10 protein-coding genes, 1 tRNA gene and 1 pseudogene are annotated in these 11,029 nt (G+C 64.5%); 5 read left to right on the forward strand and 7 right to left on the reverse strand.

All coding sequences use genetic code 11. The features are described from left to right. The 4 genes and pseudogenes from RXV88_RS22235 to RXV88_RS22250 form a co-directional block, all read right to left on the reverse strand. Positions 1–599: pseudogene (locus RXV88_RS22235) on the reverse strand (hypothetical protein); the annotation flags it as partial. Between the two features lie 198 nt (positions 600–797). Beyond that, positions 798–884 (reverse strand) — tRNA-Leu (locus tag RXV88_RS22240). Between the two features lie 59 nt (positions 885–943). Further along, on the reverse strand, positions 944–1,477 hold the full coding sequence (locus tag RXV88_RS22245; protein WP_316295846.1) for a tetratricopeptide repeat protein: 534 nt from the start codon (positions 1,475–1,477) through the stop codon (positions 944–946). Between the two features lie 31 nt (positions 1,478–1,508). Beyond that, positions 1,509–1,985 (reverse strand): Lrp/AsnC family transcriptional regulator, encoded by a 477-nt coding sequence (locus RXV88_RS22250; protein WP_316295847.1) that lies wholly within the window; start codon positions 1,983–1,985, stop codon positions 1,509–1,511. Between the two features lie 104 nt (positions 1,986–2,089). Here RXV88_RS22250 and putA point away from each other — a divergent pair, with 104 nt between their 5' ends. Genes putA through RXV88_RS22265 form a run of 3 tightly spaced genes read left to right on the forward strand, consistent with a single transcriptional unit; the run spans position 2,090 to position 6,672 of the window. Further along, positions 2,090–5,515: a bifunctional proline dehydrogenase/L-glutamate gamma-semialdehyde dehydrogenase PutA gene (gene putA / locus RXV88_RS22255; RefSeq protein ID WP_316295849.1), complete on the forward strand. Its 3,426-nt coding sequence runs from the start codon at positions 2,090–2,092 to the stop codon at positions 5,513–5,515. A 45-nt stretch (positions 5,516–5,560) separates the two neighbouring features. Further along, positions 5,561–6,307: a rhomboid family intramembrane serine protease gene (locus RXV88_RS22260; protein ID WP_316295850.1), complete on the forward strand. Its 747-nt coding sequence runs from the start codon at positions 5,561–5,563 to the stop codon at positions 6,305–6,307. Continuing rightward, positions 6,304–6,672, forward strand: coding sequence for a GFA family protein (locus RXV88_RS22265; RefSeq protein ID WP_316295852.1), 369 nt, complete (start codon positions 6,304–6,306; stop codon positions 6,670–6,672). The genes RXV88_RS22260 and RXV88_RS22265 overlap by 4 nt, the downstream gene beginning before the upstream one ends. A 288-nt stretch (positions 6,673–6,960) precedes the next feature. Here RXV88_RS22265 and RXV88_RS22270 read toward each other — a convergent pair whose 3' ends face one another. Both RXV88_RS22270 and RXV88_RS22275 read right to left on the reverse strand, forming a co-directional pair. Next, the gene (locus RXV88_RS22270) at positions 6,961–7,752 is read right to left on the reverse strand and encodes an inositol monophosphatase family protein (RefSeq protein ID WP_316295853.1); all 792 of its coding nucleotides are present in this window, start codon (positions 7,750–7,752) and stop codon (positions 6,961–6,963) included. 86 nt (positions 7,753–7,838) lie between these two features. Next, a complete protein-coding gene (locus RXV88_RS22275; protein ID WP_316295854.1) occupies positions 7,839–8,147 on the reverse strand; it encodes a hypothetical protein in 309 nt (102 codons plus the stop codon). A 243-nt stretch (positions 8,148–8,390) separates the two neighbouring features. Between RXV88_RS22275 and RXV88_RS22280 the strand changes: the two genes are divergently transcribed. Continuing rightward, entirely contained in the window at positions 8,391–8,846 is a 456-nt protein-coding gene (locus RXV88_RS22280) for a YHS domain-containing (seleno)protein (RefSeq protein ID WP_316295855.1), read from the forward strand. A gap of 433 nt (positions 8,847–9,279) precedes the next feature. Here the strand turns inward: RXV88_RS22280 and RXV88_RS22285 are convergent, their stop codons facing one another. Then, a complete protein-coding gene (locus RXV88_RS22285) occupies positions 9,280–9,666 on the reverse strand; it encodes a hypothetical protein (RefSeq protein WP_316295857.1) in 387 nt (128 codons plus the stop codon). Between RXV88_RS22285 and RXV88_RS22290 the strand changes: the two genes are divergently transcribed. Beyond that, positions 9,665–10,693, forward strand: coding sequence for an IS110 family transposase (locus RXV88_RS22290; protein ID WP_316295859.1), 1,029 nt, complete (start codon positions 9,665–9,667; stop codon positions 10,691–10,693). The genes RXV88_RS22285 and RXV88_RS22290 overlap by 2 nt on opposite strands. Positions 10,694–11,029 lie beyond the last annotated feature (336 nt).

Here is an 11,029-nt window from a genome sequence, read left to right on the forward strand (position 1 = left end):
GCTTGTTCATACAACGCGTCTAACGGCATGGATTCACGAAGTGAATCCTTCGCCGACAGACTTTTGCAACAACGCCCCTTTGAGACGAGCAAGTCTGCCGTTGTGAGAATATGCATCCAGGACCAGTGGAAAACAGGGACCTTCGACCGGCTCTTTCGCACAGCCTCGAGAGGGTGGTTTTCAGGCGTGGTTGCAAACTGATTTGAGATGGAAATCACGCAATCTATGCCGTTTTCCTTTGCCAGCGCGCGATAGCGTTCAAGTTGGTCCGCATCGAGATCAGAGTTTCCGACCTTGGCTTCGACCAGCGCCCGCCATTCCCTTTTCCCGACCTTGAGGACAATCAGACCGTCGGGCCTGTCCTTCACGTCCGACGGCATCTTGTGAAATACGACCTCGGTATAGGTTGCCAAAGCCGCGCGCGTTCCAAGCCTTTGCCCCACCGACCCCAGCAATTGGACCCCGAATTCATGCACCTTCGACATGCAAGCCAGGACGATGGATGTTGTCCGCCCTTCTTTCGATGTATTCGAGAGAACGGGAAAAAGCCGCGCGGGCTCGCCCTGCGAGAGGTAATCCGGAATGAGGTCTTTGGTCACAATTTGCACCCATTAATTCACTACAATACCTATTGAAGCCCGCATAGGCCCTTTCCAGTCAAGCATTGAGTGGATTAAACCGCACATTTCATTTATCGCGGAACGACCGGCACAGCATGACACAGGGTATTAAAAGGGTGGCCTGACAACCGCCGTTCTTGACCGAGACACCGATCAATTAGCGTTTTTCGTATGCCATGGTGCGGGCGGTGGGACTCGAACCCACACGGGGCAACGCCCCCTCAGATTTTAAGTCTGGTATGTCTACCATTCCATCACGCCCGCACGGGAACCTTGGTAGCGGGATGGCATGGGCTGCACAACCGGCTTGAGCGGCCGGGCGGCTAAAGCTCTTTGCCTTTCAGCAGGTACCGTTCGCCCAGCCAGGGGTTGAGCGCGACGGCGGCGCGCAGGGCCTCTTGCGCCTCGACGTCGCGGCCCAGCGCCATCAGGGTCAGCCCCTTGCCTGCAAGCGCGCCCACGTGTTTCGGGTTCAGCTTGAGCGCCTGTTCCAGATCGGGCAGCGCGGCGGTGTAATCCTCGCGCAGGAAGTTGATGAAGGCGCGCTGGTTGTAGCCCTCGGCATAGAACGGGCAGTAGTTCACCAGCTTGTCGAACCGGTCCAGCGCGGTCAGAAAGTCGTAGGATCCGCGCGCCCGCATCCCCTGATCAAGCATGGCCTGGCTGGGTTCGTCCGGCGCGTCGGTCCAATACTCCCACATCCGGTTGGCGATGATGCGGCCTTCCATGTCGTTCTGCGCCTGCTGCACCTCGTCGAACAATCGCTCCAGCGCCTGCGAGTGATCGGGGGCGACGGGGCAGCCGTCCGCCCAGACGGGCGCGGCGGTGAGGCAGAACAAAGCAATCAGGCGTTTCATGCGCGCAATGGTGCGCCGCGGGCCGCCCGGGTCAAGTCACATCTGCGAAACCGTCCTCCTTGACGGCCTGCATCGCCACATAGGTCGAGGTCGCCGAGACATGCGGCAGGGTCGAGATTTTCTCGGCCAGCACCCGGCGATAGGCGGGCATGTCGGCCACCCGCACCTTGAGCAGATAGTCGAAATTGCCGGCGATCAGATGCGCCTGCTCGATCTCGGGGATCTTGGCGACGCCTGCGTTGAATGCGGCCAGCGCGGCCTCGCGCGTGTCGGTCAGGCGCACCTCGACAAAGGCCACGTGGTCGAGCCCCAGCTGGATCGGGTCGAGGATCGCGCGGTAGCCCCGGATGACCCGCAACTCTTCCAGCCGGCGCAGCCGCGCCTGGGTGGGCGATTTCGACAGGCCGATCCGGCGCGCCAGCTCGGTGATGCTGATCCGGCCCTCGCTTGCCAGGGTAGTGAGAATCGCGCGGTCGAACCGGTCGAAGCTTTCGATATCGTCATGCATCGGAAATCCGGGAAATTTGGTCCAATCGGTCAGGCGATCCGCGTCTTTCAGTCAAAACGCCTGTCAGCCTTGCGCTACCATAGCGTAACTGACCGGAGGACACCATGCCAAAAGACGCCACGCCCGACCTGCGCCACAAGATCGACGCCGCCACCTATGCCGACGAGGCCGCGACCCTCGATGCGTTGCGCGAAACGGCGTCGCTGACGCCCGATGATCGTGCCGCCATCGGCACCCGCGCGGCCGCTCTGGTGCGCGACATCCGCGGCACCACCAAGCCCGGCCTGATGGAGGTGTTCCTGGCGGAATACGGCCTCTCGACCGACGAGGGCATCGCGCTGATGTGTCTAGCCGAGGCGCTCTTGCGGGTGCCCGACGCCGAAACCATCGACGCGCTGATCGAGGACAAGATCGCGCCGTCGGACTGGGGCAAGCACATGGGTCATTCGACCTCGCCGCTGGTCAACGCCTCGACCTGGGCGCTGATGCTGACCGGCAAGGTGCTGCAAGAGGACGAAAAGGGGCCTGTGGGCCATCTGCGCAGCGCCATCAAGCGGCTGGGCGAGCCGGTGATCCGCACCGCCGTCGGCCGCGCCATGCGCGAGATGGGCGCGCAATTCGTGCTGGGCGAGACCATCCAGGCGGCAATGAAGCGCGGTGCGGCGATGGAGGCCAAGGGCTATACCTACAGCTACGACATGCTGGGCGAGGCCGCCCGCACCGAGGCCGACGCGCGGCGCTATCACCTGAGCTATTCGCGCGCCATCGGGGCCATTGCCGAAGCAGCGAAATCCGATGACATCCGCGACAATCCGGGCATTTCGGTCAAGCTCAGCGCGCTGCATCCGCGCTACGAAGAGGCCCAGCACGACATCGTCATGGATCAGGTCGTGCCCCGCCTGCGGACGCTGGCCCAACTGGCGCGCAGCGCGGGCATCGGGCTTAACATCGACGCGGAAGAGGCCAACCGCCTGTCGCTGTCGCTCGACGTGATCGAGGCGGTTCTGTCAGAGCCGTCGCTGGCGGGCTGGGACGGGTTCGGCGTGGTGGTGCAGGCCTACGGGCAGCGCGCGGGCCACGTACTCGACTGGCTCTACGAGACCGCCGAGCGGCTGGACCGGCGCATCATGGTGCGGCTGGTCAAGGGCGCCTACTGGGACACCGAGGTCAAGCGCGCCCAGGTCGCGGGCCTGCCCGGCTTTCCGGTCTTCACCGACAAGGCGGCCACCGACATCAGCTATATCGCCAACGCCCGCAAGCTTTTGGGCATGACCGACCGCATCTATCCGCAATTCGCCACCCACAACGCGCACACCGTGGCCGCGATCCTGCACATGCAGGCCGACCCGGCCAGCTTCGAATTCCAGCGCCTGCACGGCATGGGCGAAACCTTGCACGACCTGGTGCTGAAGCGCGAAAAGACCCGCTGCCGGATTTACGCCCCCGTCGGCGCGCACCGCGATCTGCTGGCCTATCTGGTGCGGCGGCTGCTGGAAAACGGCGCGAACTCGTCCTTCGTGAACCAGATCGTCGACGAGGACGTGCCCCCCGAGGAGGTCGCCGCCGACCCCTTCGATTACACCCCCAGCACCACGCTCAGCACCGGCCCCGACCTTTTCCAGCCCGAACGCCCCAATTCGCGCGGCTGGGACATTGCCCACCGGCCGACACTGGCCGCCATCGACGCCGCCCGCGACGCCTTCGCCACCCATCAATGGCGCGCCGCCCCCGTCACCGCCGAGGAGGGCCCGCAAGGGACCGAAGAGGCGCTCGCCAACCCGGCCCGCCCGACCGATACCGTCGGCCACGTCACCTGGGCCACTCCCGACACCGTGGCCAAGGCCTGCGCCGCCGCCCGGCCCTGGGACGCCGACGCCGCCACCCGCGCCAAGGCGCTCAACCGCGCCGCCGACCTCTATGAGGACCGTTACGGCGAGCTCTTCGCGCTCCTGCACCGCGAGGCCGGCAAGACGCTGATGGACGCCGTCGCCGAACTGCGCGAAGCGGTCGACTTCCTGCGCTACTACGCCGCCCGCGCCGATGGCGCGCCGCCGGTCGGCACCTTCGCCTGCATCAGCCCGTGGAACTTCCCGCTGGCGATCTTCACCGGCCAGGTCTCCGCAGCGCTGGCCGCGGGCAACGCGGTGCTGGCCAAGCCCGCCGAACAGACCCCGCTTATCGCCGCCCGCGCCGTGGCGCTGTTGCACGAGGCAGGCGTGCCCGTCCCGGCGCTGCAGCTTCTGCCCGGCGCGGGCGAGGTGGGCGCATCGCTCACCTCGAACCCGGCCGTGGGCGGCGTGGCCTTCACCGGCTCGACCGAAACCGCGCAGATCATCCACCGCAGCATCGCGGCGCACCTCGCACCCGGCACGCCCTTCATCGCCGAGACCGGCGGGCTCAACGCCATGATCGTCGACAGCACCGCGCTGCCCGAACAGGCGGTGCAGGCCATCGTGGAATCGGCCTTCCAGTCCGCGGGCCAGCGCTGCTCGGCCCTGCGCTGCCTCTACGTGCAGGAAGACATCGCCGAGGATTTCACCAAGATGCTCACCGGCGCGATGGACGCCCTGCGCCTCGGCCGTCCGTGGGAAATCACCACCGATGTCGGTCCGGTGATCGACGCCGAGGCCAAGGCCGGCATCGCCGACCACATCGCTCGCGCCGAGGACGACGGCCGCCTGATCAAGACCCGCCCCACCCCGGACGTCGGCCATTACATCGCGCCCACGCTGATCCGGGTGAACGGCATCGCGGATCTGGAGCGTGAAATCTTCGGCCCGGTCCTGCACATCGCCACCTTCAAGGCGACCCAAATCGACAAGGTGATCGACGCCATAAACGCCACCGGCTACGGGCTGACCTTCGGGCTGATGACCCGGATCGACGACCGGGTCGAGCATGTCACCGAGCGGGTCCACGCGGGCAACATCTACGTCAACCGCAACCAGATCGGCGCCATCGTCGGCAGCCAGCCCTTCGGCGGCGAGGGCCTTTCGGGCACCGGCCCCAAGGCGGGCGGCCCCGACTACCTCAACCGCTTCCGCCGGCACGCGGCACCGCAAGAGGGCACCGCCTGGGACAAGGACGCGGCCCCCGCCGCGCTGCAAAAGGCGCTGAACGCCGCCCATGACCAGGCCGCGCCCGCGCGCCATGCGCTGCCCGGCCCCACGGGCGAGTCGAACCAGCTGACCACCTTCGCGCGGCCGCCCGTGCTCTGCCTCGGCCCCGGCAAGCCCGCGGCAGAGGCACAGGCCCGCGCCATCCGCGCGCTTGGCGGCACGGCGGTCGTGCCCGACGGGCTGGTGTCCGCCAACGATCTGGGCCGCCTGACCGGCCTGTCCGGCGCGCTCTGGTGGGGCGACGAGGACAGCGCCCGCGGCTATCGCGCGGCCCTTGCGGATCGCGACGGGCCGATCCTGCCTCTGATCACCGGCGCGCCGGATGCGGGCCACGCCCGGTCCGAACGGCACGTCTGCATCGACACCACGGCGGCGGGAGGCAATGCCGCGCTTCTGGCGGGCGAAAGCTGATCCAAGGCCCTTGACGCCCCACGCTTTTCTTCCAAGTGTGGGGCGATGTTTCCCATTCGCGACCACAACCCGTCGGGGCGCACGCCCTATGTGACCTACGCGCTTATCGCGCTGAATGTGGGCATATTCCTTAGCTACTGGGCGCTCTTTTCCGACCCCCGTGCCCTGAACCAGTTCTTCTTCGACTGGGCGCTGATCCCGGCGCTGGTGCAGAACGGCCAGGGCGAGACCGGCTTCGTGACCTCGATGTTCCTGCACGGCGGCATCGCGCATCTCCTGGGCAACATGCTGTTTTTGTTCATCTTCGGCGACAATGTCGAGGACGAGATGGGCCATGTCGGTTTTGCGCTTTTCTACCTCGTGACAGGCATCGGCGCAGGCGTGACCCATTACCTCGCCGCGCCTTATTCGCCCGTGCCCACGGTCGGCGCATCCGGCGCCATAGCCGGGGTCATGGGGGCCTATCTGTTGATGTTTCCCAAGGCCAAGGTGGACATATTGGTCATCATCGTCGTCTTCTTCCGGGTCTTTCCGATCCCGGCCTGGATCATGCTGGCAGTGTGGTTCGCCATGCAGATCTTCGGCGGCTTCGGCGCGCAGGCCGATCAGGGGGGCGTCGCCTATTGGGCCCATGCGGGCGGCTTCGTGATCGGACTGGCGCTGACACTGCCGGTCTGGCTGAAACGCGGCGGCCCGGCCTATTGGAACCGCACCGAAGGCCACCCACCCCACCCCGAAGCGCGCTACAAACTCTCGCGCAGCTCGATCCCCACGGTCAGGAGACGCCGATGACCACATCCGTCAAGTCCACATGCCACTGCGGCGCGGTCGAACTCAAGGTCACGCTGAGCGACGGTCTCGACACCGCCCGGCGCTGCGATTGCTCGTTCTGCCGCCGCCGCGGCGCGCCTGCCGTCTCGGCCCCCCTCGGCGGGATCGAGATCCTGCGCGGCAATGACAAGCTGTCGCTCTACCAATTCGGCACAATGACCGCGCGCCACCATTTCTGCGCCACCTGCGGCATCTATATGTTTCATCAACGCCGCTCGAACCCCAACCAATACGGCGTCAACCTCTACACGCTCGATGGCGTGACCCCAGATATGGTGGAGCCCATCCGCTGGGTCGACGGGATCAACCATCCCTCCGACCGCTAGCCTAGTCCGGCCAGCGCGCCGAAAGAGTATTGTGCCTCCGGCGGGGATATTTTCGACCAGATGAAAGCCGGCTCATTCGCAAATGAGAAAAGCCCGCTCCCGGGTGTATCCGGGAACGGGCCGCGAAGCGATGCTTCACCTGGTACGGTCATCGGCGTCCCCGCCTGTTCCGCAGGATCACGCTAGGGGATCCTGGTTAAAAGATCGTTTCATCTGGTCTTAAATATCCCCGCCGGAGGCTCCGACGTTTTAACCCGGGCGGCACTGCCAGCCGGAAGGGGCGCCCGCTCAGTCGCCCCGCAGCGTCTTTGCCAGATGATCGAAAAGCTGACCGTTGGCGCAAAGCAGGCTGCCGCTTTCCAGCGGGTCCTGCCCTTCGCGGACACCCTCGACCAGCGCGCCGGCCTCAACCGCGATGAGATAACCCGCAGCCGTGTCCCAGATATTCAGCTCGCGTTCCCAGTACCCCTCATAGCGGCCGGCGGCCACATAGGCGAGGTCGAGCGCCGCCGACCCGAATCGCCGCACGCCGGCGCATTCGGGCATCAGCCGCGCCAGATCCTTGAGCGTCGCGGGAAGCGTGCGTTTGGCAGCAAACGGTATTCCGGTGGCGAAGATCGCCTCGATCATCCGCGACCGTCCCGACACGCGCAGTCGCTTGGAATCGTTCAGCCAGGCGCCCGAGCCTTTCTCGGCATAGAACATCTCGTCCTTGGCGGGGTCGAAGACCACGCCAGCCACGATCTTGCCCTTGTGCTCGAGCGCGATCGACACCGCCCAATGCGGTAGGCCGTGCAGAAAGTTGGTGGTGCCGTCCAGCGGATCGACGATCCAGCGGCGCGTCGGGTCCTGGCCGTCCTCGCCGCCGCCCTCTTCGCCGAGCCAGCCATAGGTTGGGCGGGCGCCCATCAGCTCTTCCTTGAGGATGGTTTCTGCGGCCACATCGGCACGGCTCACGAAATCGCCCGCGCCCTTCATCGACACCTGAAGGTTCTCGACCTCGCGGAAATCCTTGACGAGGCTGCGGCCCGCCTTGCGCGCGGCCTTGATCATGATATTGAGATTGGCGCTGCCCTGCATGGCGTATCGGTCCCTAAACGGTCATCAGGCCGCGCGTATACGCGGCCTGCCAGGGCTTGCCAAGGGTCAGAGGGGCACGGGGGCGATTACTTGAAGATCACGCCTTTTTCGCCCTCGACCGCGACGGGCATCGCGGCGCGCGTCCTGTGCGCGACGCGGCGGGTCGACGGCGCGTCGTAATAGGCGCCCGCGTTGGGCGTACCGCAGCAGATGACGCCGCCCATGGTCACGGGCTGCAGACCCTCGGGGCAGTAATTGGCCCCCGCGTAGGAATGCACCAAAACGTTGGAATTGGGGTTGTTGGTGGCGTCGCCGGTATAGGCGTCGCCGCCGGCCGGCGCCACGGTCCCGGTCAGCGCCAGGGCGGCCGAGGCCATGATCGTTCTGAAATACATCGCTGTCCCCCAAGAGGTCTGAAAATCGTTCTTTTACTGCCGACAGGCTACCAGCCCTTGTGGACAAGTCAAATTCTTCCGCAAGAACGGGGTGTTTCGTATTCGGAAACACTGCGTTCCCGATTGTTTCAAAAACCCTTTGGTGCCACACGGCCCATCACGAGCGGTTGAGAGGGGCTTTCGCGGCGGCCTTTGCATGCGCATTCTTGGGTCACGCGAACAGAACCCCGAAAGGACACGCCCATGCTCACCCGCCGCGCCACCCTTGGCCTCATGCTGGCCGCCCCCGCAACAGCGCTTTTGCCGCGCGCCGGCCTGGCGCGAGAGCCGGAAACCTACCAGGAGCGGGGCATCGCGATCGACGGCACCGACCCCATCGCCTATTTCACCGAGGGCGCGCCGGTGCCCGGGTCCGAGGCGATCACGCTCGACTGGCGGGGGGCGACATGGCGCTTCGCCAGCGCCGGGAACCGCGCCGCGTTCGAGGCAGACCCGACCCGCTATGCCCCTGTTTTCGGAGGCTATTGCGCCTATGCCGCGTCCAAGGGCTGCCTCGCGCCGACGATGCCCGAGGCCTGGACGGTCTACGAGGACAAGCTCTATCTCAACGCCAACCTGCGCGCGCGCGAGCTTTGGTTGCAGGACGTGCCCGGCAACATCGCCAAAGGGCTGGCCAACTGGCCGGGGATCTTGGGGTGATTCCTCGGCGCGGTGCGCGCAGAGCGCGCACCCTACGGCGTTTCGGCGTGATGGCGCAGTGGGACAGAAACGACTGAATGGTCACGCCGCCGCACAGCGGCTTGCTCTTATGGCTCAGGTCGCGCCATCGACGGGCCGCGGCGCGGCGATCCGACGCCGGTTCGGTGGCGCTTTATGCCAGCCCATCCGGATAATCTGCGAAGGGCGCGCCAAGGTCAGACCAATCGCCGTGCCGGGGGGCGGCCCGGCGATGGCGCGGCGGCCTGCGGCCTTGACTCCGCGCCGGGGATACGGGTTAATAGCCGGAACCAGAACGGAAATGCTCCGAATAAACACAATTGAGCACCCGTATTTAAACAAGCTTTAGCGTTGACTCGATGAGATTTATTCAAGGCACGCCTTTAAATAGAATTCAGCCTCACCCAAGTTGAAGTCAATCCTGATATGACGAAATAATAAAATTCAGAAGGCATGCGCACAGCACCAGCATTAAGCGCGCTTGATTTTCGCCAACCGCACCGCCATATTCGAATGAAGCATGACGCACGCCATTCTCGTCCGATGTCCATCCATAAATATTCAATATTCCCTTTTCCAGAGCCGGATGCAAAAGAAAACCGTCGCTCTTAGCTTTCCGGATAGCCTCATTAAGTGATTTAGACTTTGATCCATTTATCGAAAAGAAAACCGCCTCGATCGCTGATATAGCTTCCTTTATTGAATTTTTGTAATCAGGAGCGGCTTTGATGATGTGACCGCCCCCCGACGGCATCTGTGTGCCAAGGTGGGTCTGCGATGATCCACAAAGGAGGACGGTCATGTCAGAGATTATCACGGTTGGGCTCGATTTAGCGAAGAATGTGTTTCAGTTACACGGCGCGGACGGCGCAGGACGCGCAATTCTGCGAAAGAAGCTGCGGCGAGCGCAGGTTCTGGAGTTTTTCAGTCAGCTGCCGTCCTGTGTCGTCGCAATGGAAGCCTGTGGCGGCGCGCATTACTGGGGCCGCGAGATCGTTAGGCTAGGCCATGAAGTTCGGCTTATCCCGTCAGCTTACGTCAAGCCGTTCGTCAAGCGGCAGAAGAACGACGCAGCGGATGCCGAGGCGATCTGCGAGGCCGCCCGGCGTCCGACGATGCGGTTCGTTCCTGTGAAGAGTGAAGAGACACAGGGGGCTGCAATGGTCTTCCGGATCCGCGAACTGCTGATCCGGCAGCGCACGCAAGCGATCAATGCGCTGCGCGGCCATCTGGGCGAGTTCGGGCAGATCGTGCCACAAGGCGCAGCCAACGCCGCGCGGTTGATCGCGATCGTAGAGGATCCGGACAGCGGCTTGCCCGTCGATGCCACCGCCGCGTTGAAGGTTCTGGTCGGCTCCCTCACCCATCTGGAGACGGAGATTAGCAAGCTGGATGCCGAGATCGCCCGCCGGGCCAAAGAGAACGAGGTGGCCCGACGGCTGATGACGGTGCCTGGCATCGGGCCGTTGATCGCCACGGCCATTGCGACGCTTGCGCCGCCGCCCGAGACATTCCGCAAGGCCCGTGATTTTGCAGCCTGGCTCGGCCTGACGCCGCGACAGCATTCCACCGGGGGCAAACAGCGCCTTGGGGCTACCACGAAGATGGGCGAACGGTCGCTCAGACGGCTGCTGATCATTGGGGCCAACAGTGTGATCATCAAACGGCATATCCATACTGCGGCCCGGCCCGGCACTTGGCTGGGAGAGATGCTGAAGCGCAAGCCGCCGATGCTGGTTCGGGTGGCCCTGGCCAACAAGATGGCGCGGATTGTCTGGGCCATAATGGCCCGAGGCGGCGTCTACCATTCTCCGGTCGCGGCGGCATAAGCCTACCAGCGGTCGCGAGGACGTCGGAGCGGAAGAGGGCAAGGAGCAGTTTGGCGCAACAGTCGTGAGACGGGATCGGGAAAACCAGTGTGCAACAGAGTGCCTTCGAGCACGCGGCTTTGATCTGGACCCGACCTTCGAACACCATACGGGCCCGCGGCATGACCACGGCCTCAACAGAGGCCGGATACATGTCAGCACCCGGTGGCGCGCCAAAGTCATTTCCGAAATTACCTCTTGCGCAAGGGGCGGTTATACATGTTGCACAAATGCGGGTTTGAACGGACTGCCCCTTTCCCCGGACGGACTTATCCTACGGGCCCAGTGACGGGTATG

The organism is Aestuariicoccus sp. MJ-SS9 (assembly GCF_032586235.1).
Lineage (GTDB): Bacteria > Pseudomonadota > Alphaproteobacteria > Rhodobacterales > Rhodobacteraceae > Aestuariicoccus.

Excerpts from the sequence above, each read along its gene's own strand:
- RXV88_RS22280 (WP_316295855.1), top strand. The coding sequence starts at position 8,391 with ATGCTCACCCGCCGCGCCACCCTTGGCCTCATGCTGGCCGCCCCCGCA.
- RXV88_RS22285 (WP_316295857.1), bottom strand. The coding sequence starts at position 9,666 with ATGACCGTCCTCCTTTGTGGATCATCGCAGACCCACCTTGGCACACAG.
- RXV88_RS22290 (WP_316295859.1), top strand. The coding sequence starts at position 9,665 with ATGTCAGAGATTATCACGGTTGGGCTCGATTTAGCGAAGAATGTGTTT.
- RXV88_RS22250 (WP_316295847.1), bottom strand. The coding sequence starts at position 1,985 with ATGCATGACGATATCGAAAGCTTCGACCGGTTCGACCGCGCGATTCTC.
- RXV88_RS22275 (WP_316295854.1), bottom strand. The coding sequence starts at position 8,147 with ATGTATTTCAGAACGATCATGGCCTCGGCCGCCCTGGCGCTGACCGGG.
- putA (WP_316295849.1), top strand. The coding sequence starts at position 2,090 with ATGCCAAAAGACGCCACGCCCGACCTGCGCCACAAGATCGACGCCGCC.
- RXV88_RS22265 (WP_316295852.1), top strand. The coding sequence starts at position 6,304 with ATGACCACATCCGTCAAGTCCACATGCCACTGCGGCGCGGTCGAACTC.
- RXV88_RS22245 (WP_316295846.1), bottom strand. The coding sequence starts at position 1,477 with ATGAAACGCCTGATTGCTTTGTTCTGCCTCACCGCCGCGCCCGTCTGG.
- RXV88_RS22260 (WP_316295850.1), top strand. The coding sequence starts at position 5,561 with ATGTTTCCCATTCGCGACCACAACCCGTCGGGGCGCACGCCCTATGTG.
- RXV88_RS22270 (WP_316295853.1), bottom strand. The coding sequence starts at position 7,752 with ATGCAGGGCAGCGCCAATCTCAATATCATGATCAAGGCCGCGCGCAAG.